The sequence below is a fragment of the Streptomyces sp. NBC_01546 genome (assembly GCF_045208355.1).
Lineage (GTDB): Bacteria > Actinomycetota > Actinomycetes > Streptomycetales > Streptomycetaceae > Streptomyces.
The window spans coordinates 6356529-6380066 of the sequence record NZ_CP109379.1 but is presented as its reverse complement, the minus strand read 5'-3'; the positions used below and the strand labels follow the sequence as shown (position 1 = coordinate 6380066).

Annotated in this window: 20 protein-coding genes; 9 read left to right on the top strand and 11 right to left on the bottom strand. The window is 73.0% G+C overall.

Annotated features, from left to right (window positions below; all coding sequences use genetic code 11):
• Positions 1–8 precede the first annotated feature (8 nt).
• The gene (gene mycP / locus OHA89_RS29215) at positions 9–1196 is read right to left on the bottom strand and encodes a type VII secretion-associated serine protease mycosin (protein WP_406367454.1); all 1188 of its coding nucleotides are present in this window, start codon (positions 1194–1196) and stop codon (positions 9–11) included.
• Complete coding sequence (locus OHA89_RS29210; protein ID WP_266610678.1) at positions 1193–2005, bottom strand: hypothetical protein; 813 nt, start codon at positions 2003–2005, stop codon at positions 1193–1195. Before OHA89_RS29210 ends, mycP begins: the two co-directional genes overlap by 4 nt.
• 151 nt (positions 2006–2156) lie before the next feature.
• Between OHA89_RS29210 and OHA89_RS29205 the strand changes: the two genes are divergently transcribed.
• Positions 2157–3359: an amino acid deaminase/aldolase gene (locus tag OHA89_RS29205; RefSeq protein ID WP_266947101.1), complete on the top strand. Its 1203-nt coding sequence runs from the start codon at positions 2157–2159 to the stop codon at positions 3357–3359.
• A gap of 5 nt (positions 3360–3364) precedes the next feature.
• Here the strand turns inward: OHA89_RS29205 and OHA89_RS29200 are convergent, their stop codons facing one another.
• The 4 genes from OHA89_RS29200 to OHA89_RS29185 form a co-directional block, all read right to left on the bottom strand.
• Positions 3365–4675: a haloacid dehalogenase-like hydrolase gene (locus OHA89_RS29200; protein ID WP_406367451.1), complete on the bottom strand. Its 1311-nt coding sequence runs from the start codon at positions 4673–4675 to the stop codon at positions 3365–3367.
• 98 nt (positions 4676–4773) lie between these two features.
• On the bottom strand, positions 4774–5568 hold the full coding sequence (locus OHA89_RS29195; RefSeq protein ID WP_406367450.1) for a 3-oxoacyl-ACP reductase: 795 nt from the start codon (positions 5566–5568) through the stop codon (positions 4774–4776).
• A gap of 5 nt (positions 5569–5573) precedes the next feature.
• Positions 5574–6920 carry an aldehyde dehydrogenase gene (locus tag OHA89_RS29190; RefSeq protein ID WP_374199226.1) on the bottom strand — a complete coding sequence of 449 codons (1347 nt, stop codon included), beginning with the start codon at positions 6918–6920 and terminating at the stop codon, positions 5574–5576.
• Positions 6921–7025: 105 nt separating this feature from the next.
• Complete coding sequence (locus OHA89_RS29185) at positions 7026–8402, bottom strand: glutamine synthetase family protein (RefSeq protein ID WP_215140801.1); 1377 nt, start codon at positions 8400–8402, stop codon at positions 7026–7028.
• A gap of 77 nt (positions 8403–8479) precedes the next feature.
• Here OHA89_RS29185 and OHA89_RS29180 point away from each other — a divergent pair, with 77 nt between their 5' ends.
• The 3 genes from OHA89_RS29180 (at position 8480) to OHA89_RS29170 (ending at position 11620) form a co-directional block, all read left to right on the top strand.
• Entirely contained in the window at positions 8480–9226 is a 747-nt protein-coding gene (locus OHA89_RS29180) for a FadR/GntR family transcriptional regulator (protein WP_215140800.1), read from the top strand.
• A gap of 118 nt (positions 9227–9344) precedes the next feature.
• Positions 9345–10823 carry an ethanolamine permease gene (gene eat / locus OHA89_RS29175; protein WP_257557073.1) on the top strand — a complete coding sequence of 493 codons (1479 nt, stop codon included), beginning with the start codon at positions 9345–9347 and terminating at the stop codon, positions 10821–10823.
• A gap of 89 nt (positions 10824–10912) precedes the next feature.
• Positions 10913–11620 carry a gamma-glutamyl-gamma-aminobutyrate hydrolase family protein gene (locus OHA89_RS29170; protein ID WP_215140799.1) on the top strand — a complete coding sequence of 236 codons (708 nt, stop codon included), beginning with the start codon at positions 10913–10915 and terminating at the stop codon, positions 11618–11620.
• Positions 11621–11735: 115 nt separating this feature from the next.
• Here the strand turns inward: OHA89_RS29170 and OHA89_RS29165 are convergent, their stop codons facing one another.
• Positions 11736–12659: a LysR family transcriptional regulator gene (locus tag OHA89_RS29165; RefSeq protein WP_266610670.1), complete on the bottom strand. Its 924-nt coding sequence runs from the start codon at positions 12657–12659 to the stop codon at positions 11736–11738.
• Positions 12660–12729: 70 nt separating this feature from the next.
• Here OHA89_RS29165 and OHA89_RS29160 point away from each other — a divergent pair, with 70 nt between their 5' ends.
• Positions 12730–13857, top strand: a complete 1128-nt coding sequence (locus tag OHA89_RS29160) for a TDT family transporter (RefSeq protein ID WP_266610668.1) — start codon at positions 12730–12732, stop codon at positions 13855–13857.
• Here the strand turns inward: OHA89_RS29160 and OHA89_RS29155 are convergent.
• Positions 13854–14573: a helical backbone metal receptor gene (locus OHA89_RS29155; RefSeq protein WP_406367447.1), complete on the bottom strand. Its 720-nt coding sequence runs from the start codon at positions 14571–14573 to the stop codon at positions 13854–13856. The two genes, OHA89_RS29160 and OHA89_RS29155, sit on opposite strands and share 4 nt — an antisense overlap.
• 5 nt (positions 14574–14578) lie before the next feature.
• The gene (locus tag OHA89_RS29150; RefSeq protein ID WP_257559505.1) at positions 14579–15175 is read right to left on the bottom strand and encodes a helix-turn-helix domain-containing protein; all 597 of its coding nucleotides are present in this window, start codon (positions 15173–15175) and stop codon (positions 14579–14581) included.
• A 238-nt stretch (positions 15176–15413) separates the two neighbouring features.
• Between OHA89_RS29150 and OHA89_RS29145 the strand changes: the two genes are divergently transcribed.
• From OHA89_RS29145 to OHA89_RS29130, 4 genes are all read left to right on the top strand, one after another.
• Positions 15414–16319, top strand: a complete 906-nt coding sequence (locus tag OHA89_RS29145) for a 5'-3' exonuclease (RefSeq protein ID WP_266612489.1) — start codon at positions 15414–15416, stop codon at positions 16317–16319.
• A gap of 52 nt (positions 16320–16371) precedes the next feature.
• A complete protein-coding gene (locus OHA89_RS29140; RefSeq protein ID WP_406367446.1) occupies positions 16372–17211 on the top strand; it encodes a siderophore-interacting protein in 840 nt (279 codons plus the stop codon).
• Between the two features lie 119 nt (positions 17212–17330).
• Positions 17331–18866, top strand: coding sequence for a serine hydrolase (locus OHA89_RS29135; RefSeq protein WP_406367445.1), 1536 nt, complete (start codon positions 17331–17333; stop codon positions 18864–18866).
• Positions 18867–18890: 24 nt separating this feature from the next.
• Complete coding sequence (locus tag OHA89_RS29130; RefSeq protein WP_266610663.1) at positions 18891–19856, top strand: RluA family pseudouridine synthase; 966 nt, start codon at positions 18891–18893, stop codon at positions 19854–19856.
• Between the two features lie 3 nt (positions 19857–19859).
• On the opposite strand, the gene OHA89_RS29125 is transcribed toward OHA89_RS29130, so the two are convergent.
• Positions 19860–20513, bottom strand: a complete 654-nt coding sequence (locus OHA89_RS29125) for a TetR/AcrR family transcriptional regulator (RefSeq protein ID WP_266610662.1) — start codon at positions 20511–20513, stop codon at positions 19860–19862.
• Positions 20514–20603: 90 nt separating this feature from the next.
• Positions 20604–23444, bottom strand: coding sequence for an RNA helicase (locus OHA89_RS29120; protein ID WP_266610660.1), 2841 nt, complete (start codon positions 23442–23444; stop codon positions 20604–20606).
• Between the last annotated feature and the right edge of the window lie 94 nt (positions 23445–23538).

Here is a 23538-nt window from a genome sequence, read left to right as displayed (position 1 = left end):
CGCCACAGTTACCCGACCCTACTGTGCCGGGTCACCCGCCGCGGGCGCCGGGCCAGTACGGCGGCCAGCACGAGCAGCACGGCGCCGGCGGCCGCGGCCTCCGGGGCGCCGAGGCGTGCCTCGCGCTCGGGCGGGCGGGCCGGGTCGGGGCCGGGGCCGAAGTACTGCTGTCCGGCCGCGGCGGGCGCGGGGACCGGCGCCTCCGGCTGCATGGCCTCCGCGACCTGGAGGGCGGCGGCGGGGTCCACCATCCCGTGGCCTCGGGCGTCGTCGCGGCCGCCGGCCGGGCTGTCGGAGGCGGTGTCCTCCAGCAGCTTCTTGATCTGGGCCGGGGAGAGGTCCGGGTGGGCGGCCTTGACGAGGGCCGCGGCGCCGGAGACGAAGGCCGCCGCGGCGCTGGTGCCCCACCCCTCGTAGTACGAGCGGTCGGGATCGGCGATGACCACGTCGACGCCGGGGGCGCTGACGGTGGCGTACCAGTTGCGGGTGGAGAACTTGGCCTTGTTGCCGCGCCGGTCGACGGCCGTGACGGCGATGACCCCGGGGTAGGCGGCCGGGTAGGAGACGCGGTCGCCGCTCTCGCCGCCGTTGCCCGCGGAGGCGACGACGACCACGCCCTTGGTGAGGGCGTACTGGACGGCCTCGTCCTCCCCCGCCTCGTGGTGGGCGGAGTCGCTGTCGTCGCCGAGGGAAAGGTTGATCACGTCGGCGCCGTGGTCGGCGGCCCAGCGGATTCCGTCGGCGAGGGCGCCGCCCTTGCTGTCGCGGGCCTGGGCGCGGCCCGGGTCGCCCTCCTCCAGGATCACCCGGATGGGCAGGATCTTGGCCTGCGGGGCGATGCCGAGGACCCCCTGGCCGGAGCCGTGGCCGTGCCCGGCGATGATGCTCGCCATGGCGGTGCCGTGACGGGCCCATGCGCGGTCGCCGCGGCCCGCGCCCATGCCGATGAGGTCGTGGCCCTCGAGGACCCGTCCGGCGAGGTCGGGGTGGGAGTCGTCCACGCCGGTGTCCAGGACGGCGACGGTCACGCCGTCGCCGCGGGTGGTGCCCCAGGCCTCTTCGGCGCGCAGGGCCAGCAGTCCCCACTGGCGGTCGCGGATGGTGTCGGCGGCGGCGGGGGCCGCGGTGACGGCCGTCAGGACGGCGGCGGCGGCGAGGGCGGCGGCGCCTCGCACGAGCGCCCGACGGGGCTTCACCGGGAGGTCTCCGGGGCGGGAGTGACGGGCGGGGCGGCCAGGACGGCGAGGCCGTTGCCGATGCGGTCGGCGACGGCCTTGGCCTCGTGGCCGAGGCCCGCCTGGGCGACGGCTCCGGTGGCGTCCTTCTTCATCGCGTCCTCCGCGGGGCGGGGCGCGTCCAGCGGGCGGCCGTCGGCGAAGGCGGAGACGGCGTAGACGACCGCGGGGGCCTTGTCGATGACGGACGCGGTCCAGGCGGCGCGCTGGGAGTCGGCGAATCCGTACGCGAGCGGGGCGGTGAGCCGGCCGGTGAGGGCGGTCATCGCGGGGGCGTCGGCCGGGGTGAAGACCATCCCGACGGTGATCAGGAAGCTGCGGGTGGCGTCGGTGTAGGTGGCGCGCAGCACGCGGGTGCAGCCGGTGGCGGCCAGCAGGTTCTGCCAGTCGGCGGCGAGGGCGGCCGGGCAGTCGGCGTCCGGTGCGAGCGCTATCCGGGTCCAGATCCGGTTCGAGCCGCCGGGGCCGGCCGAGGGGCCCGCGAGCACCGGCGGGAAGAGGGTGTCCACGGGGGCGGAGCGCCACAGCGACCCGGCCTTGCGGTAGGCGGCGTCGGCGGGCAACGGGCGGTGCGCGGCGCGGTGTTCGAGCCAGGCGCCGGCTCCGGCACCGCCGATGAGCCCGATGCCGAGAAGGGTGCACAGCCCGGCGGCGAGGACCCGTCCCGGGCGGCGGCGCGGCTGCGCGGGGAGGGGCGGCGGGGTCCGGGCCGGCTCCGGGGGCGGGTCGGGCTCGCCCAGGACCGCGGTCCGCGGTGTCGTCGTGGTCATCCGGCGGCTCCGCCCCCCGTTCCGTACGGCTGCCTGCCCGTACTCTACGGTCCTCCGGGCCGGAAGGGGGCCCGAGGGGGCAGGGGCCCGGGCCCGAGCGGGGCGCTGCGACCCCCTACCCATCGGTAGACGCGTCTGGCAAGCTCCCGCCATGAACTCCCCCGCCGCCGATCGCGCCCGGTACGACCGGGCGACCGCGCACCTGGACGCGCCGCTGGCCATCGTGGACCTCGACGCGTTCGACGCCAACGCCGACGACCTCGTGCGCCGGGCCGGCGGGAAGCCCGTCCGGGTGGCCAGCAAGTCCGTCCGGTGCCGCGCGCTCCTCGAACGGGTCCTGGCCCGGCCCGGGTTCGCCGGGATCATGTCGTACACCCTCGCCGAGTCGCTGTGGCTGGCCCGGTCGGGGTTCGAGGACGTGCTGCTCGCCTATCCGTCCGCCGACCGCGGCGGATTCGCCGAGCTGGCGGGCGATCCCAAGCTGGCCGCCGCCGTCACCGTCATGGTGGACGACGTGGCGCAGCTGGAGCTCATCGACCGGTCGCGGGACGGCGGCACGCAGGAGGTCCGGGTCTGCCTGGAACTGGACACCGCGCTGCACCTGTTCGGCGGGCGGGTGCGGGTCGGGGCGCGCCGGTCGCCGCTGCGCGATCCCGGGCAGCTGGCCGCGCTGGCCCGTGACGTCAGTGCCCGGCCCGGGTTCCGGGTGGTCGGGCTGATGGCGTACGAGGGCCACGTCGCCGGGGTCGGGGACGCACTGGCCGGGCGGCCGGTGCGGTCGCGGGCGATCCGGCTCATGCAGAGCGCGGCCCGCAAGGAGCTGGCGGCACGGCGAGCCGAGGTGGTGCGGGCCGTGCGGGCGGTGGTGCCGGACCTGGAGTTCGTCAACGGCGGCGGGACGGGCAGCGTGTCGGAGACGGCCGCCGAGGAGGCGGTGACGGAGATCGCCGCCGGGTCGGGGCTCTACGTGCCGCGGCTGTTCGACAACTACACCTCGTTCAGCGGGCGGCCGGCGGCCCTGTTCGCCCAGCCGGTGGTGCGCAGGCCCGGGGTGGGTGTGGTGACCGTGCTCGGCGGCGGGTATCCCGCCTCGGGTGCGCCCGGCGCGGACCGGCTCCCGGTCCCGTACCTGCCCCAGGGGCTGCGCTACGACCCGCAGGAGGGAGCCGGCGAGGTACAGACCCCGCTGCTCGGCAGCCCGGCCGACGATCTGCTGATCGGCGACCGGGTCTGGTTCCGCCACGCGAAGGCGGGCGAGCTGTGCGAGCGGTTCGACACCCTGCACCTGGTGGAGGGCGACCGGGTGACGGCCACCGCCCCGACCTACCGGGGCGAGGGCCGCACCTTCCTCTAGGCCCCTTAAGACCCCTTCTGGAAGACGGAGTCCGTCTGGTCCGGGATGACGCTCGCGTCACCCCGGAGGACCGGGCCCTTGGTGCCGTCGTGGCCGACGTAGCCCGTCGTGGAGCACGGGTACGGGGTGGCCTTCTGCTGCTTCGGCTCGATGAACATGGGGTTGACGATCCAGCGGCCGTCGCTGTTGTCGTAGGCCCGGCACATCAGCTCGTTCTTGTTGCGGTTGACGACGAGCCGCAGGGCGGTCGCGTCGCGCAGGAACGAGATGTCGGTGTCGGAGTCGCCCGCGGCGAACACCTGGCGGCGGGCGGCCGGCTGGACCTTCTCGGCGGCCGCGCCGCGCACGCCGAATATCTCCTTGTTGATCCAGCAGCGCTTGCCGTCGATGTACGTGATCATCGTGTCGGCGCCGTCCTCGACGGACCCGCAGCCCTGCAGGTGGGCGGTGAGCCTCCCGTCCCGCGCGGTGGTGTTGCGGATGCCGATCACGTGGTCCGCGTCGATGCCGACGCCCTTGGCCCACACCTCGACGACCGGCTGCGGCGAGGCCGAGCTGATCCAGACATCGAAGCCGGCCTTCCGCAGGCCCTTGATCAGGTCCTTCTGCTCGTCGTAGTAGCGGACCCAGCCGGTGGCGGTGCCGCTGCCGACCTGCTGCGCGCTGCCGATGGGCGCGGCGAGGTTCTCGGTGCGCGCGGCGGCGGCGAAGCCGCGGATCTCGCGGGCGGTCCAGCCCTGCATCAGCTGCGGGAGCCAGGCGTACGAGGGCTCGTTCGTGCGGCGGTCCCAGCCGGCGAAGGCGGCCGCGCCGGTCCGGGTGGCGGCCGTGCCGTAGACGCTGTTGAGCTCGTCGGCGCAGCCCGCGCCCTCAAGGGTGCCCGTGGGCAGGGGTGTGCCGGGGCGGGCGAGCGGGCCGCAGGCCTGGGCCAGCGCCGTGGCCGCGGCCGGGGTGAGGAAGCGGCTGGTGGTGGTCCAGTCCCCGCGGGCGGGCTGGCGGATCCTGCCGTTGCGCAGCAGCCAGAACATCGTGGCGTCGCCGACGTCGTTCTTGACGACGGTGTTGTCCCAGTCGAAGACGGCGACGGGCTTGGTACGGGCGCCGCCGGGCCGGTGGGGGTTGCAGCGGCCGTACTGGTCGACGAGCTGCTGGAGGCGGGCCTGGTTGTCCCCGTACCAGCCGGCGCCGACCGTCACTCGGGAACACCCGGCCTCGCCCGCCTGGGCTGCCTGGCCCGCCTGGGCCGGCGGTGCCAGGAGGAGACCGGAACCGGTCACCGCCATGAGGGCGAGGGGGGCCGCCCATCTGCTCTGCATGCTGCTCCTCGGGGTAATCGGGAAAGGAAACAGCCGGGCACCTCGCGGCGCCCGGCTGTTGGTCGGCTGGGGTCGACCGGGTCGGCTGACCGGACGGGCTACAGCGGGGTCACGTACGCGCCGGAGATACCGCCGTCGACCAGGAAGTCGGTCGCGTTGATGAAGGAGGAGTCGTCGCTGGCGAGGAAGGCGACGGCCGCGGCGATCTCGGTGGGCTCGGCGAACCGGCCCAGCGGGATGTGCACGATCCGGCGGGCGGCGCGCTCCGGGTCCTTCGCGAACAGCTCCTGGAGGAGCGGGGTGTTGACCGGCCCCGGGCACAGGGCGTTGACGCGGATGCCCTCGCGGGCGAACTGCACGCCGAGCTCGCGGGACATGGCCAGGACGCCGCCCTTGGAGGCGGTGTAGGAGATCTGCGAGGTGGCGGCGCCCATGATGGCCACGAAGGAGGCGGTGTTGATGATGGAGCCGCGGCCCTGGCGCTGCATGTAGGGGAGCGCGGCCTTGCAGCACAGGTAGACGGAGGTGAGGTTGACGTCCTGGACGCGCTTCCAGGCCTCCAGGCCGGTGGTGAGGATGGAGTCGTCGTCCGGCGGCGAGATGCCCGCGTTGTTGAAGGCGATGTCGACGGAGCCGTAGGTGTCGAAGGCCGTCTTGAAGAGTGCCTCGACCTCCTCGGGGCTGGTGACGTCGACCTTCACGAAGGTGCCGCCGACCTCCTCGGCCGCGGCCTTGCCGGCCGTCTCGTCGATGTCGCCGCAGACGATGTTGGCGCCCTCGGAGGCCAGGCGGCGGGCCGTGGCGAGACCGATGCCGCTGCCGGCTCCGGTGATGACGGCGGTACGGCCGACCAGACGGCGGCAGACGATCTCTTCGTTCTTCTCGTTCGACATGCGGTTCAGGCCTCCGTGCTGATGAAGACGTTCTTGGTCTCGGTGAAAGCGGTGAGGGCGTCGGGTCCGAGCTCGCGGCCGAGGCCGGACTGCTTGTAGCCGCCGAAGGGGGTCCAGTAGCGGACGCTGCTGTGGGAGTTGACGGACAGGTTGCCGGCGGCGACGGCGCGCGAGACGCGCAGCGCGCGGCCGATGTCGCGGGTCCAGAGGGAGCCGGAGAGGCCGTACTCGGTCGCGTTGGCCAGGCGTACCGCGTCCTCCTCGTCCTCGAAGGGCAGGACGACGGCGACCGGGCCGAAGACCTCCTCGGCGGCGACGGGCGCGGTGGGGGCGACGTCCGTGACGAGGGTCGGCGGGTACCAGAAGCCGGGGCCCTCGGGGGCCTTGCCGCGGATCGCGGTGAGGTCCGCGGTGACGTAGGACCGTACGCGCTCCAGCTGGGTGCGCGAGATGAGCGGGCCCATCTGGGTCTTCTCGTCGAGGGGGTCGCCGACGGCCACGGATTCGATGCCGGGGGCGACGAGCTCCAGGAAGCGGTCGTAGACGGAGCGCTGTACGAGGATCCGGGTACGGGCGCAGCAGTCCTGGCCGGTGTTGTCGAGGAAGGCCATCGGGGCCGCGGCCGCCGCGGCTTCCAGGTCGGCGTCCGCGAAGACGATGTTGGGGCTCTTGCCGCCGAGTTCGAGGGTGACGCGCTTCACCCGGTCGGCGCACTTGGCCATGATCTGCTTGCCGACGCCGGTGGAGCCGGTGAAGACGATCTTCGCCACGCCCGGGTGCTCGACGAGTGCGTCGCCCGCGACCGCTCCGTGGCCGGGCAGCACCTGGAAGAGGTGCTCGGGGATCCCGGCTTCGAGGGCGAGTTCGGCGAGGCGCAGCGCGGTGAGCGGCGTGGTCTCGGCGGGTTTGAGGATGACGGCGTTGCCTGCGGCGAGGGCCGGGGCCAGGCCCCAGGCGGCGATCGGCATGGGGAAGTTCCACGGGGCGATCACGCCGATGACGCCGAGGGGTTCGAGGAAGGTGACGTCGATGCCGCCGGCGACGGGGATCTGGCGGCCGGAGAGCCGTTCCACTCCCCCGGCGGCGAAGTCGAGCAGGTCGCGTACGTTGCCGGCTTCCCAGCGGGCGTTGCCGATGGTGTGACCGGCTTCGCGGACCTCCAGCTGGGCCAGTTCCTCGACGTGGCCGTCGACCACGGCGGCGAAGCGGCGCAGGAGCCGGGCCCGGTCGGCGGGGGCGGCCGCCGCCCAGCCGCGCTGGGCCGCGGCGGCACGGGCGACGGCGGCGTCGACGTCGTCCCGTGTGGCGGCCGGGACGATGGCGACGGTTTCCTCGGTGGCCGGATTCAGCACTCTCAAAGTGAGTGGGGCCAGCGCATCGGACACGTGGTGCCTCTCAGACGTTCGGTGCGGTCGGTGCGGTCGGTGCGGTCGGTGCGGTCGGTGCGGTCGGTGCGATTACAGGCGTTCGAAGGAGCGGCGCAGCTCCCAGTCGGTCACCGCGGAGTCGTACGCGTCGAGTTCCACACGGGCCATGTTCCGGTAGTGGGCGACCACTTCGGGGCCGAAGGCGGCCTTGGCGATCTCGCTGTTCTCCCAGAGCTCGGCGGCCTCGCGCAAGGTCGCCGGGACGTGCGCGTAGTCGGCGGTGTACGCGTTCCCCGTGCACACCTCGGGCAGTTCGAGGCGGTTCTCGATGCCGTAGATCCCGGCCGCGACCAGGCCGGCGACGGCGAGGTACGGGTTGACGTCACCGCCGGGCAGCCGGTTCTCGAAACGCATGGAGCGGCCGTGGCCGACCACTCGGAGTGCGCAGGTCCGGTTGTCCACGCCCCAGGCGACGGCGGTCGGCGCGAAGGATCCCGGCCGGAAACGCTTGTACGAGTTGATGTTCGGGGCGTAGAGAAGGGAGAAGTCGCGCAGCGCGGCCAGCTGACCGGCCAGGAAGTGCCGCATCACCGGTGACATACCGAGTTCCTGGTCGTCCCCGTCGGCGGCGGCCATCGCGTTGCGTCCGTCGGCGTCGGCCAGTGAGAGGTGGATGTGACAGGAGTTGCCCTCGCGCTCGTCGTACTTGGCCATGAAGGTGAGCGAGACGCCCTCCTGGGCGGCGATCTCCTTCGCGCCGGTCTTGTAGACGGCGTGCTGGTCGCAGGTGGTCAGCGCCTCGTCGTAGCGGAAGGCGATCTCGTGCTGGCCGAGGTTGCACTCCCCCTTCGCGGACTCGACGATCAGGCCCGCGGCCTGCATCTCGTTGCGGATGCGGCGCAGCAGCGGTTCGATGCGTCCGGTCCCGAGGACGGAGTAGTCGATGTTGTACTGGTTGGCGGGGGTCAGGCCGCGGTAGTTGGCGTTCCAGGCCTGCTCGTAGGTGTCCTGGAAGACCATGAACTCCAGCTCGGTGCCGACCATCGCGGTGTATCCGTGCTCGGCGAGGCGCTCGAGCTGGCGGCGCAGGATCTGCCGGGGCCCGGCGACGACGGGCGTGCCGTCGTTCCAGGCCAGGTCGGCGAGGAGGAAGGCACTGCCGGGGTTCCAGGGGATGCGGCGCAGGGTGGAGAGGTCGGGGTGCATGGCGAAGTCGCCGTAGCCCCGGTCCCAGGAGGACATCTCGTATCCGTCGACGGTGTTCATGTCGGTGTCGACGGCGAGGAGGTAGTTGCAGCCCTCGGTGCCGTGCGCGAGGACCTCGTCCAGGAAGAACTGTGCGGCGAACCGCTTGCCCTGAAGGCGCCCCTGCATGTCGGGGAAGGCCAGGACGACTGTGTCGATCTCACCGCTGGCGATCAGGGAGCGGAGCTCCTCGGTCGCGAGCGGCGGCTTGCGGTCTACCACGGGAATCTCTCCTTCGGTGAGCCGAGGAGGCCTAAGGTATTGAATAGAACCATTGCTTGGGAAGGGGAGGAGCCGAGATGACCGATACGGCGAGCGAGGGTGGCGCGATCGCGCGGCTGAATCCCGTGCTGCGGCAGGTACGGGCGGGCAACGGTTTCGAGGAGGCGCTGGAGCAGATCCTCCAGGTGGTCCGGCTGGGTCTGGTGCCGGGCGGCGAACGGCTTCCTCCCGAGCGCGAGCTGGCCGAGCGGATGGGGATCAGCCGGGTCACGCTGCGCGAGGTGCTGAAGGTCCTGCAGGACCAGGGGCTGGTGGAGGCGCGACGCGGCCGGTACGGAGGAACGTTCGTGCTGCCCCGCACGTACACCCCGGCGGGCGGCGTCGAGGAGGAGCTGCGCCGGCGCGTCGCGGGCGTGGACATCGAGGACGTCCTGCGGTTCCGCGAGGTCCTGGAGGTGGGGGCGGCCGGCCTCTGCGCCTCGCAGGGGCTGACCGAGGAGGGCGCCGAACGGCTGCTCGGCGCGCTGACCGCCACCCACGACGCCCCGCTCGCCGACTACCGGCGCCAGGACACGCTCTTCCACCTGACCCTCTGCGAACTGGCCGGGTCCGCCTCTCTGACGGCCCAGTACGCCGCCGTCCGGGCCACGGTCAACGATCTGCTGGACTGCATCCCGCTGCTGGTGCGCAACCTGGAGCACTCGCAGCAGCAGCACACCGCGCTGGTGGAGTCCGTACTGGAACGGGATCCGGCCGGTGCGCGCGAGACGATGCGCGAGCACTGCTGCGGCACGGCGGCCCTGCTGCGGGGCTTCCTGGCATGACCCGTCCGGCCCGCCCGGAGGTTTTCGTAACTTCTGTTTAACGCAGAGGTCTTGCGCTCTCCACCGCTCTACGACAAAGGTACGCCCCACAACCATTGCCCCGAGGCAGGAGCGCACGATGGCCGACGACATCGAGGCACGGCTGACAGCCGTGCCCGCACCCACCACGTCCCCCGAGGGCGGCGACAGCCACGACGACTACCTTGAGCGGCGCACGCTGCGCCGCGGCAGCGCCGGCTGGCTGCTCCTGACCGGCCTCGGCGTCGCCTACGTGGTCTCCGGGGACTTCTCCGGCTGGAACTTCGGCCTCGAGAAGGGCGGCTTCGGCGGCCTCGCCATCGCCACGGTCCTGATGGGCGCGATGTACGCCTGCCTGGTCTTCTCCCTGGCGGAGCTCTCCGCCATCCTGCCGACGGCGGGCGGCGGCTACGGATTCGCCCGCCGCGCGCTGGGCCCCTGGGGCGGCTTCCTCACCGGCACCGCCATCCTCATCGAGTACATCCTGGCCCCGGCCGCCATCGTGATCTTCATCGGCGACTACGTGGAATCCCTCGGCCTCTTCGGCCTCACCTCCAGCTGGCCCGTCTACCTCGGCTGCTTCGTCGTCTTCATCGGAGTCCATCTCTGGGGCGTCGGCGAGGCGCTGCGGTTCAGCCTCGTCGTGACCGCCGTCGCCGTCGCCGCGCTGCTGATCTTCGCCGTCGGCGCCTTCACCGAGTTCAGCGCCGACGGCCTGAACGACATCCCGGTCGACGCGAGCGCCTTCGGCTCGAACTCCTGGCTGCCGCTGGGCGTCCTGGGCATCTGGGCCGCGTTCCCCTTCGGCATGTGGTTCTTCCTGGGTGTGGAAGGCGTTCCGCTGGCCGCCGAGGAAGCCAAGGACCCGGTCCGCTCCATGCCGAAGGCCCTCGCCATCTCCATGGGCATCCTCGCCCTGCTGGCACTGATCACCTTCTTCGCGGCGACCGGCGCCCAGGGCGCCGACGCCGTCAAGTCGGCGGGCAACCCGCTGGTCGTGGCCCTGGAGGGGGACGGCGGTCCGACCGCGCTGAGCCGCTTCGTCAACTACGCGGGGCTCGCCGGACTGGTGGCCTCCTTCTTCTCGCTCATCTACGCGGGCTCGCGCCAGCTCTTCGCCCTCTCCCGGGCCGGCTACCTGCCCCGCCTGCTCTCGCTCACCTCGAAGCGCAAGGCCCCGTACCTGGGTCTGGTGATCCCGGGCGCGATCGGCTTCGCGCTGGCCGCCGCCACCGGGAACGGTGCGCGGATGCTGAACATCGCCGTGTTCGGCGCGACCATCTCCTACGCCCTGATGGCCCTCTCGCACATCGTGCTGCGCCGCCGGGAGCCCGGCCTGGAGCGGCCGTACCGCACCCCCGGCGGCGTCCTGACCTCCTCGGTGGCCTTCGCACTCGCCCTCTCGGCCCTGGTCGCCACCTTCCTGGTGGACAAGGACGCGGCTTTCATCGCGCTGGCCGTGTACGCCGTCGCGCTCGCCTACTTCGCGCTCTACAGTCGGCACCACCTCGTGGCCTCGGCCCCCGAGGAGGAGTTCGCGGCGCTGGCGCAAGCCGAGGCGGAACTGACCCGCGACTGACCCGCACCTGACCTGGGACCGACCCACGACCGACCCACGACCGACATGCGACTGATCCCTGCCCGCATCGCCTTCCGGAGGTAAAGCCCGTGCCACGGCCGCTCATCGGCATCACCACCTATGTGGAGGAATCCACCCGTTACGGGGTGTGGGACCTCCCGACGTCCCTCGTACCGACCGGGTACTACGAACTCGTCCAGGCGGCGGGCGGCGCGGCCGTGCTGCTGCCGCCGGACGAACCCGGGGCGGCGGCGGAGGTGCTGAGCCGGCTGGACGGCCTGGTCGTCGCGGGCGGCCCCGACGTGGACCCGGTCCACTACGGCGCCGCCCGTGACTCCCGTACGGGCGCCCCCGCGACGGTCCGCGATCACTGGGAACTCGCCCTGATCGCAGCCGCGTTGGAGGAGGACGTACCCGTGCTCGGCATCTGCCGGGGCATGCAGGCGCTGAACGTGGCGCTCGGCGGCACGCTGATCCAGCACATCGACGGCCACTTCGACACCCCGGGCGACACCTCCTGGCACCCGGTCCGCCCGGTCCCGGGCACCCGGTACGCGGCCCTGGTCCCGGAGCAGGCGGAGGTCCCCACCTACCACCACCAGGCCGTCGACCGCCTTGGCCGCGGCCTGGTCGTCTCGGCCCACGCGCTCGACGGCACGGTGGAGGCCATCGAACTCCCCGACCCGGCCCGGTGGGTCCTGGGCGTCCAGTGGCACCCGGAACGCGACAAGGACACCCGGGTGATGGCCTCCCTGATCGAGGCGGCAGTGGCCCGCACAGCGGTGCCGGTGGCCTGACCGCTACGGGGCTGAGGTTGCCTCGCAGCGGCAAGTTCAGTCCCCGCCGGCGATTGAGGCGCGGGGGTCCGGGGGCAGAGCCCCCGCAACGGCGCCGCACCCCGGCAAGCCCCGGCTAGGACGGCCCCCGGGTCAGCGACAGCAGGTCACGGGCCGGGCCCGCCGGCCGGGCACCGGCCGGCCAGACGGCCCGCAGGGCCCGCCCAAGGGCGGCGCCCGCCACCGGCACCTCCACCAGCCGACGGGCCGCCAGCTCGTCCCCCACCGCCAGCTCCGACAGGACACACGGCCCCGCCCCGCTCAACGCCGCCGCCTTCACCGCGGTGGTGGAGGCCAGCTCCAGCAGCGGGGCGGCCAGCCCCCCGCACCCCGCCAGGGCCGCGTCCAGCACCTGCCGCGTCCCCGACCCCCGCTCCCGCAGGATCAGCGGCGCGGCCGCCAGCTCCGCCACCTCCACCCCCTTCGAGCGCCGTGCCCACGCGTGGCCCGGCGCCACCGCCACCACCAGCCGGTCCTGCGCGATCACCGCCGAGTCCAGCCCCTCTGGGACCCTCAGCCCCTCCACGAAGCCGAGGTCCGCCTCGTGCGCGAGGACCCGCTCCGCGACCACCGCCGAGTTCCCGGCGTGCAGCGACACCGCCGTGTCCGGCCGCTGCCCGCGCAGTGCGATCAGCCACCCCGGCAGCAGGTACTCCGCGATCGTCATGCTGGCGGCCACCCGCAGCCGCGAGTCCCGCCGCCCCCGCAACGCCTGCGCACCCGCGTCGAAGGCCTCCGCCGCCTCGACCACCCGCCGGGCCCAGTCCGTGACCAGCGCGCCTTCCGCCGTCAGCGTCGACCCCCGCGGCGAGCGGTCCACCAGGGCCACCCCGAGCCTCGCCTCCATCGCCCGGATCCGGCTGCTCGCCGCCGGCTGGGTGATCCCCAGCCGCCGGGCCGCGCCGCTCAGGCTGCCGACGCGCGCGACCGCGAGCAGCAGCTCCAGCGCCCCCAGGTCCGGCACCCGGTGTGCCAGCGGAACCCACTCCTCATTACCCATAACATCAGTTTATGGCCTCATAGGAACATGACCTCTGCCTACCGGTCCGCCCCGGCGGCACGCTGGATCCATGGCCACCACCCTCGTGCGACCCCGCACCACCGGCACCACCCCCGAGACCGCCCCCCGGGCCCACAAGGCCCTGCGGCAGCTCGGACCCAACTGGTACGCCTCCGTCATGGGCACGGCGATCGTCGCCAACGCCGGCGCCACCCTCCCGTACCAGCTCCCCGGCCAGCGCGTGGCCTGTCAGCTCGTCTGGGCGCTGTCCGCCGCCGCCCTCGCCGTACTGCTCACCGCCCGCGCCGGCCACTGGCTGCGCCACCGCGACCAGGCCCGCGCCCATCTCCTCGACCCCGCCGTCGCCCCCTTCTACGGCTGCCTCGCGATGGCCCTGCTGGCCGTCGGCGGCGGCACCCTCATCGTCGGCAAGGACCTGATCGGGACCGGCGCCGCCGTGGCCGCGGACGCCGTGCTGTTCACCGCCGGCACCGCGATCGGCCTGGTCATGGCAGTGGTGGTGCCCTACCTGATGGTGGTCCGCCACAAGGTCGAGGCGAAGCAGGCCACCCCCGTCTGGCTGCTCCCCCTGGTCGCCCCCATGGTCTCCGCCGCGCTCGGCCCCCTGCTGATACCCCACCTGTCCGCCGGCCAGCCCCGCGAGGCCCTGCTGCTCGCCTGCTACGCCATGTTCGGCATCAGCCTGCTCGCCACCCTGCTGATGCTCCCCCTGGTCTTCGGCCGGCTGATCGTGGGCGGCCCCCTCCCCCTGGTCCTGACCCCCACGCTCTTCCTGGTCCTCGGCCCCCTCGGCCAGTCCACCACCGCCGTGAACCAGCTCGCCGACATGGCCCCCCAGTCGATCGGCGCCCCCTACGCCGGCGCGCTCGGCGCCTTCGCGGTCGTCTACGGGGTCCCCGTGATGGGCTTCGCCCTGCTGTGGCTGGCCCTGGCCTCGGCCATGCTGGTACGGGCCGCCCGAAACGGCATGGGCTTCGCGATGACCTGGTGGGCCCTGACCTTCCCCGTCGGCACCTGCGTCACCGGCGCCGCCGGCCTGGCCCGCCACACCGGCCTGACCGCCTTCGCCTGGCTCGCCGCGGCCCTCTTCCTCGCCCTGCTGACCGCCTGGCTCCTCGCCGCCACCCACACCCTGCACGGCCTCTTCACCGGCCGCCTCCTGGCCGCTCCCCGCTAGAGAACGCCCCGCAGGGCCCCGGCCAGTACCGCCGGGGCCTCGGCGAGCGAGGGGCCGTACCAGGTGAGGTGGCGGCCGCTGACCAGCGCGGCGGGCAGGCCCGGGAAGGCCTCCGGCCCGTCCTGCGCGGTGAAGCGGTACGGCTCGTCCGGGAGCACCACCAGATCGCAGCCCGCGGCCGCGAGCTCCTCCGCCGGGATCCTCGGATAGCGCTCCGGGTGCCCGGCGTAGACGTTGCGCACCCCCAGCCGGGCGAGGAGGTCGCCCGCGAAGGTGTCCCGGCCCAGCACCATCCACGGCCGCCGCCACACGGGGACGAAGGCCCTCAGCTCGGCGGCCGGCTCCACCCGGGCCCACGCGGCCTCGGCGTCCGCCAGCCACCCCGGCCTCGCCAGCCCCAGCACCCCCACCAGCAGCCGGTCCAGTTCCCGCAGGGCCTGCGGGAGGTCCCGTACCTCGGTGACCAGCACCTCCACCCCGGCCGCCCGCAGCGCCGCCAGGTCGGCGGGCCGGTTCTCCTCCTCGTTGGCGATCACCAGGTCCGGGCGCAGCTCCGCCACCCGCCGTACGTCGGGGTTCTTCGTCCCCCCGATCCGCACCGCGCCCCCGAGGTCCCCGGGGTGCGTGCACCAGTCCGTGACCCCGACCAGCAGGCCGGGCGCGCTCACGGCCACCGCCTCGGTCAGGGACGGCACCAGCGAAACGACCCGCCGCACGCCGCTCAGCGCCCGGGCGACGGCGGCTCGGACGTCGCGTGGATGTGTTCGCCCACCGCCACCACCAGGATCCGCGTGTCCTCGGTGACGGCCCGCCAGCGGTGCCGTACGCCTCCCGACAGGAACAGCGCGTCGCCGCTCTCCAGCCGGTACGCCCGCCCCTCCGCCTCCACCTGGCAGGCGCCGGCGACCACGTACATCAGCTCGTCGTTGCGGTGCTGGTACTCGCGCCCGGCGTCCTGGTCCCCGGTGAACTCCATGGCGTGCAGCTGGTGGTGCCCGCGGACGAGGGGCCGTACGCCCGGCACCGGCGTGAGCCCGGATTCGTCCCCGGCCCGTACGAGGTCCACCGTGCGCGCGGTGTCGGACGCGGCGAGCAGCTCGACGGCCGTGGTCTCCAGCGCGTCGGCGACCCGCTCCAGGGACCGCATGCTGGGCCGGGCCCGCTCGTTCTCTATCTGGCTCAGGAAGGGGACCGACAGCCCGCTGCGCGCCGACACGGCGGCAAGGGTCAGATGGAGCGCGCGGCGCCGCTTGCGCACGGCCACGCCCACCCGGAGCGGTTCCTTGCCGTCCTTGTCCTTGTCCTTTTCCTTGTCCATGGCCATGCCCTTGGGGCTCTTGTCGTCCAGGCCGTCCGTGCCGTCCCTGTCGTTCATTTCGGGGCTGCCCTCCCCTTGTCCGTCGCACATCGGTGTGCTGTAAGCACCTTACGCAGCAACCGCCCCGCGTTTCGCGTGCACGGGCGTTCCCGTACCGGTCCGCTCACCGTCCGTGGTCACCCGGGCGGGCCGTCGGCGGCGTTGCGGCATCATCGTCTGCGTGACGACACGACGCCTGATGCTCCTGGACACCGCCTCCCTCTACTACCGGGCCTACTTCGGCGTGCCGGACTCCGTGAAGGCCCCCGACGGAACCCCGGTCAACGCCGTGCGCGGGCTGCTCGACTTCATCGGCCGGCTGGTCCAGGACCACCGCCCGGACGACCTGGTGGCCTGCATGGACGCCGACTGGCGGCCGCACTGGCGGGTGGAGCTGATCCCCTCGTACAAGGCCCACCGGGTCGCGGTGGAGACCGAGACCGGCCCGGACGTGGAGGAAACCCCCGACACGCTCGCCCCGCAGGTCCCGATCATCGAGGCGGCGCTGGACGCCTTCGGCATCGCCCGTGTGGGCGTGGCCGGTTACGAGGCGGACGACGTGATCGGCACCCTCACCGCCCGCGCGACGGGCCCGGTGGACATCGTCACCGGCGACCGGGACCTGTACCAGCTGGTGGACGACGCCCGGCAGCGCCGGGTGCTCTACCCCCTCAAGGGCGTGGGCACCCTCCAGGTGACGGACGAGGCCTGGCTGCGCGAGAAGTACGGGGTGGACGGCCCCGGCTACGCGGACCTGGCGCTGCTGCGCGGGGACCCGAGCGACGGCCTGCCGGGCGTCCCCGGCATCGGCGAGAAGACGGCGGCGAAGCTCCTGGACGCCTACGGCTCGCTCGCCGGGATCATCGCGGCGATCGGCGATCCGAAGTCGAAGCTGACGCCCACGCAGCGCAAGCGCCTGGACGAGTCCCGTCCCTACCTGGCCGTGGCCCCGAAGGTGGTCCAGGTGGCCGCCGACGTACCGCTCCCGCCGTTCGATCCGGCCCTTCCGGCCACTCCGGCACAGCCGGAACTCGTCGACGCCCTCGCCCACAGGTGGGGTCTGGGTGGAGCCGTATCGCGCCTCAGCAGCGCCCTGCACCCGTGAGGTGCTAACTTAGGTAATCCTAAGTTGGTTCAGGGGAGTCAGGGGAGACACCGTGGCAGAAGGACGCGCCCGCACCGTCGGCACCGCCGTCGTCGTACGCACCGAGCGGCTGACACCGCACATGGTGCGCATCGTGCTGGGTGGTGACGAGCTGGCCGGATTCAGCGCGGGCGAGTTCACCGACCACTACATCAAGATCCTCTTCCCCCCGCAGGGGGTCTCGTACCCCGAACCGTGGGACCTGGAGCGGATCCGCGGCGACTTCCCCCGGGCGCAGTGGCCGCGCCAGCGCGCGTACACCGTACGGAACTGGGACGCGGCCCACCGCGAGCTGACGCTCGACTTCGTCGTCCACGGCGACGAGGGCCTGGCCGGCCCGTGGGCCGCGCGGGTCCTGCCGGGTGAGGTCGTACGGTTCCTCGGCCCGGGCGGCGCCTACGCCCCGGACCCGACGGCCGGCTGGCACCTGCTGGTCGGTGACGAGAGCGCGCTGCCGGCGATCGCGGCGGCGATGGAACGGATGCCCGCGGGTGCCCGGGTCATCGCCTTCGTGGAGGTCGAGGGCCCGGCGGGCGAGCAGAAGGTCGCCACCCCGGACGGGATCGCCCCGGTCTGGCTGCACCGCGGCGACCGCCCGATCGGCGAGGCCCTGGTGGAGGCGGTCACCGCGCTGGAGTTCCCCTCCACGGACGTCCACGCCTTCGTCCACGGCGAGGCGGGCTTCGTGAAGGAGCTGCGCCGCCACCTCCGCCTGGAGCGCGGCATCGCCCGCGAACGCCTGTCGATCTCGGGCTACTGGCGCCTGGGCGAGACGGACGAGGGCTGGCGCGCGATCAAGCGCGACTGGAACGCGGCGGTCGAAGCCGAACAGGACCACGCGACGGCCGCCTAGGCATTTTGAACGGCGCCGAGCCAAAATCCAGCCCCGCCGGCGTTTGAGGCGCGGGGTCTCGGGCGGAGCCCCAGCAACGGCGCCGCGCGGGTTCACCCGTCCGGCGGGACAATGACCCCATGCGTACCCTCCGCGCAGCCGTCGCCGCCGGGGCTGCGGTCCTGCTGGCCACCGCGGCGGCGAACGCCGCACCCAGCCCCCCGCCCGAGCCACAGCCCTCGATCAGCGACGACGCCGTCGACAAGGCTGTCGCCGGCCTCGACCGGACCGTCCAGGACATGATGCGCCGCACCGGCGTCCCCGGCGTCTCCGTGGCCGTCGTCCACGATGACAAGGTCGTCCACCTCAGGGGCTTCGGGCTCCGCAGAACCGGCGACACCGCCAAGGTGGGCCCCGACACCGTCTTCCAGATCGCCTCGCTCTCCAAGCCCGTCTCCTCCACCGTCGTGGCCGGCGCCCTCACCGGCCCCGACGAGTGGGACCGCCACACCTCGCTCCCCGGGTTCTCCCTGAAGGACCCCTGGGTCACCGAACACGTCTCGACCGCCGACCTGTTCTCCCACCGCAGCGGCCTCCCCGACCACGCCGGCGACCTCCTCGAAGACCTCGGCTACGACCAGTCGTACATCCTCGACCACCTGCGCCTGGAGCCCCTCACCCCCTTCCGCGCGAGCTACGCGTACACCAACTTCGGCTTCACCGCCGCCGCCGAGGCCATCGCCCGCGCCAAGGGCACCAGCTGGCAGAAGCTGAGCGCCGACACCCTCTTCAAGCCCGCCGGCATGACCCGCACCAGCACCGAGTTCTCCGCCTACGTCAACGCCCCCGACCACGCCTCCACCCACGTGAAGAACCCGGACGGCACCTGGAGCCCCCGCTACGTCCGCGACCCGGACGCCCAAGCCCCCGCCGGCGGCGTCAGTTCCACCGCCCGCGACATGTCCCGCTGGCTGCGGCTCCAGCTGGCCGACGGCACCCTCGACGGCAAGCGGATCATCCCCGCCGACACCCTCGCCCGCACGCACGTTCCCGAGATCGTCTCGCAGCCGCCCACCTCCCCCACCGGCCGCGCCGGCTTCTACGGCCTCGGCTGGAACGTGTCCTACGACGACTCCGGCCGGCTGCGCCTGAGCCACTCCGGCGCCTTCGAACTCGGTACCAACGCCAACGTCACGATGCTCCCCCTGGAGAAGCTCGGCATCGTCGTCCTCACCAACGGCGCCCCCGTCGGCCTGGCCGACGCCGTCGCCCTCGATTTCTTCGACGTCGCCCAGCACGGCAAGGCCACGACCGACTGGCTGCCCCTGCTCGCGTCCGTCTACGCGAAGGAGGCCGACAACGCCCGATCCCCCACCGACTACGCCCACCCGCCCGCCTCCGCCAAGGCCGCCAAGGACAGCGCCGCCTACACCGGTACCTACGACAACCCCTACTACGGCAAGGCGACCGTGACCGCCGACGACAAGGGCGCGCTCACCCTCGCCCTCGGCCCCAAGCCCCTGCGCTTCCCGCTCGCCCACTACGACGGCGACACCTTCAGCTTCGAGACCACCGGCGAGATGGCGGTCGGCCGCACCGGTGTGACCTTCGCCGACGGCACGCTCCGCGTCGAGTCCCTCGACGCCAACCACCTGGGCACCTTCACCGAGCAGTAGGGGTGTCCGCATAGCCTGTCCCCGATGAGACGCAGAGCCCAGCCACCCCCTTCTCCCCTCCCCCAGCGCGCCGGCATCGACCCGGTCCGGCTGCGGCTGCCGCCCGATCCCGACGGCGCGTGGCCGGATCTCGGTGACTACCTCGCCGCGCACTACGCGGGCGGACCCGGCGCCGAGGCCGTCGCCCGCCTGCTGGACTCCGGCCGGGTGCTCGGCCCCGGCGGGCGCGTCCTGCAGGCGCGGGACCCGTACGAGCCGGGCGCCTACCTGTGGTTCCACCGGGACCTCCCGGCGGAGGCGCCCGTGCCCTTCGCGGTCCGCGTCGTGTACCGCGACCCGCACCTCCTGGTCGTGGACAAGCCGCACTTCCTCGCGACCACCCCGCGCGGCAGCCACGTCACCCAGACCGCCCTCGCCCGGCTCCGCGCGGAGCTGGACCTGCCCGCCCTCAGCCCGGCGCACCGGCTGGACCGGCTGACCGCGGGAGTCGTGATGTTCAGCATCCGGCCCGAGGACCGCGGGGCGTACCAGCTCCTCTTCCAGCAGCGCCGCGTGCACAAGGAGTACGAGGCCCTCGCCTCCCACGATCCGGCGCTCGCCTTCCCGCGCACCGTCCGCAGCCGCATCGAGAAGACCCGCGGGGTCATCGCGGCGACCGAGGTCCCCGGCGGCGAGCCCAACGCGGAGACCCTGGTGGAACTCACCGACACCCGGGGCGGGTTGGGGCGCTACCGGCTGACCCCGCACACGGGCCGCACCCACCAGCTGCGGGTGCACATGAACAGCCTCGGTCTGCCCATCCTCGGCGACCCGGTGTACCCGCAGGTCACCGACCCCGCTCCGGACGACTACCGGCGGCCGCTGCAACTCCTGGCCCGGGTACTGGAGTTCACAGACCCGGTCACCGGCATCTCGCACCGCTTCGAGAGCGGCCGCACCCTCCGGGCCTGGCACGACCGCGCCGCCTGGGAAGCGGGCACCGGCGGCTGAGTCCTAGGCGACGCCGACCCCGGCGATGCGCAGCGCCGCGTCGGCGGTGGCCTCCGCGAAGACGGTCACCGGCCGCCCCGGATCGGCTCGGTGGATCAGCATGACGCCCTCGATCAGGCCGAAGACGAGGTCGTTGCGCAGCGCCAGAGCGGGCCTGTCCCCGGCCAGTTCGGCGCCCGCGACCGTCCCGTCGAGCAACACCCGGTAGGCGTCCCTCAGTTCACCGCGCATCCGGCGGAACTGTGCGAAGCGCGCGCCGCCCACCTCGGGCAGCAGGTACAGCGCCCCCAAGTTGTACGGGCCCCCGCACAGCAGCAGTACGTCGGAGCGGCACAGCTCCCACAGCCGCCGCGCCGCGGGCCGCCCGGAATCGGCGAGCAGCTGCCGGGCCAGCACCAGCGAGGGTGCGACCGTGGACTCCAGCAGCTCGGCGAGGAGTTCCTCCTTGCCGCCGAAGTAGTGGTACATCGTGGCCTGGCGCATTCCGGCCCGTTCGGCGACCGTCCGCGTGGTGGTCGCCGCGTACCCCCGGGCGGTGAACAACTCGGCCGCCGCGCAGAGGATTTCCTCGCGCGGCGGCCGGCCGCTGTGCGGTCTCAGCCGGTCGGCGCGTGGCCGACCGACCCGTCTCGGCCCTTCGTCTGCTCCCGCACTCATACGCCGATCGTCGCACACAGCACGTCGATTCGATCATGGCAAGAGATCAGATCACGCCATCCCCGCTTTCGGAGGAAGCCCCAAAAGCGCCTAGCCGACCGAGCTGTAGGCCACTACACCCCGCAACAGGGCGTCGACGGCCTTGCGGGCATTTCGGGCCACCGTGCTCCCGCTGTCACCCGAGGCCGACGGGGCCGCTGCCGCGATCTGCCCCAGCACGTCGATGACCTGCTTGCACCAGCGCACGAAGTCGCCGGCCGGCATCTCCGCCTCGCGCAGCACCTCGTCCAGGCTCTTGTCGGAGGCCCACTGGTACGCCGCCCACGCGAAGCCGAGGTCCGGCTCTCGCTGGCCCACGCCCTCCGCCTGGTTGATGCGGTGCTCCTCCTCCAGGGCGTCGAGCCGGCCCCAGATGTGGACCATCTCGCCCAGCGCGGCCTTCGCCGCGCCGCCCGGCACCTTCGGCGCGACCGCGTCGTCGGACTGCCTGGCCTCGAAGACCAGCGCCGAGACGCAGGCGGCCAGTTCGGCCGGGCTCAGACCCTCCCAGATGCCCGCGCGCAGGCACTCGGAGGCCAGCAGGTCCAGCTCTCCGTACAGCCGGGCGAGCCGCTTGCCGTGCACGGTGACCTCGTCCTCGCGCAGGTAGTCCAGCTCGGTGAGGAGCGCGTGGATCCGGTCGAAGGTGCGGGCGATGGTGTTCGTCCGCCCCTCGATCCGCCGCTCCAGCTGCTGCGTGTCCCGCTTGAGCCGGTGGTAGCGCTCCGCCCAGCGGGCGTGGTCCTCGCGCTCGTCGCAGCCGTGGCAGGGGTGCGCCCGCAGCTCACTGCGCAGCCGGGCGATCTCACGGTCGTCGGCGGCCGCGGCCCTGCCGCGGGAGCGCCGCTCCGGCGTGATGTGCCCGGCCTTGGTCCGCAGCTGGGACGCCAGGTCCCGGCGGGACTGCGGCGAGCGCGCGTTGAAGGTCTTGGGGATCCGCATCCGGTCGAGGGCTTCCACCGGGACCGGGAAGTCGATCGCGGCGAGCCGCTTGACCTGCCGCTCCGCGGTGAGCACCAGCGGACGCGGGCCCTCCGCGTACTCGTACCCCCGGTGCCCGTTGACCCGCCCGGCCGGCACGCCCGGGTCCAGGACCAGCGCGAGCCCGGCGAACTTGCCGGTCGGCACGTGGATGATGTCGCCCGGCTTGAGCTTCTCGAGCGAACTGGCCGCCTGCACCCGCCGCTGGGCCGCGCCCTGCTTGGCCAGGTCCGTCTCGCGGTCCTTGAGGTCCCGGCGCAGCTGCGCGTACTCCTCGAAGTCGCCCAGGTGGCAGGTCATGCCCTCCCGGTAGCCCTCCAGGCCCTCCTCGTTGCGCTGCACCTGCCGGGAGATCCCGACGACCGAGCGGTCGGCCTGGAACTGCGCGAAGGAGGTCTCCAGCAGCTCGCGCGAGCGGTGCCGCCCGAACTGGCTGACCAGGTTCACGGCCATGTTGTAGGAGGGCTTGAAGCTGGAGCGCAGCGGATAGGTACGGGTACCCGCGAGCCCGGCGAGCGCCGCCGGGTCCATGGCCCGCTGCCACAGCACCACCGCATGGCCCTCGACGTCGATCCCGCGCCGCCCGGCCCGGCCGGTCAGCTGCGTGTACTCGCCGGGGGTGATGTCGGCGTGCTGCTCGCCGTTCCACTTGACCAGCTTCTCCAGGATGACCGTGCGCGCGGGCATGTTGATGCCCAGCGCCAGGGTCTCGGTGGCGAAGACGGCCTTGACCAGGCCCCGTACGAACAGCTCCTCCACGACCTCCTTGAAGGTGGGCAGCATGCCCGCGTGGTGCGCGGCGATGCCCCGCTCCAGGCCTTCGAGCCACTCGTAGTAGCCCAGGACGTGCAGGTCCTCGGTGGGGATGGAGGCGGTCCGCGCCTCGACGATCTCGCGGACCCTGAGCCGCGCCGAGTCGTCGTTGAGCCGCAGGCCCGCGTACAGACACTGCTGGACGGCGGCCTCGCAGCCGGCCCGGCTGAAGATGAAGTTGATGGCGGGCAGCAGCCCGTCGCCGTCGAGGCGGGCGATGACCTCGGGCCGGGACGGGGTCCAGATCCGGCCGCGGGAGCGCCGCTCGCGCTCGCGGTCCGCCTCGCGGACCATCTTCCCGCGCCGCCGGTCCTTGGGACTGTAGGTGCGGCTGTTCTCCTCGCGCGCCATGCGCAGCAGATCGGGATTGACCTCCCGGCGGGCGGAGCCGCGGCCGCCGTGGTCGGACTCCTCCTCGAAGAGGTCGAAGATCCGGCGGCCGGCCATGACGTGCTGCCACAGCGGTACGGGCCGCTCCTCGGAGACGATCACCTCGGTGTCGCCGCGCACGGTGTCCAGCCAGTCGCCGAACTCCTCGGCGTTGGACACGGTCGCCGACAGCGACACCAGGGTCACCGACTCGGGGAGGTGGATGATCACTTCCTCCCAGACGGCTCCGCGGAACCGGTCGGAGAGGTAGTGCACCTCGTCCATCACGACATAGCCGAGGCCGCGCAGCGACTGCGAGCCCGCATACAGCATGTTGCGGAGCACCTCGGTGGTCATCACGACCACCGGCGCCTCGGAATTGACGCTGTTGTCGCCGGTCAGCAGGCCCACCTTGTCGGCGCCGTAGCGCTTGACCAGGTCGGCGTACTTCTGGTTCGACAGGGCCTTGATGGGCGTCGTGTAGAAGCACTTGCGGCCCTGCTGGAGGGCCAGGTGCACGGCGAACTCGCCGACGATCGTCTTGCCCGAGCCGGTCGGAGCGGCCACCAGGACGCCCTTGCCCGCCTCCAGCGCCTTACAGGCCTCGACCTGGTACGGATCCAGGTCGAATTCGTACATCTCGCGGAAGGGTGCCAGCGCGGTGGCCTCTTCGGCGGCGCGGATCCGGAAAGCGGCGTACCGCTCGGCGGGTGAGAGTTCTTCGGTCATCTTGAGATCGAGCCTACCCGCCACCTCTGACAACAGTCGCGATCATTTAAGTGAGCAGCCGCAGGGCCCCGGAAGGCACCAGGCGGTCAGAGGC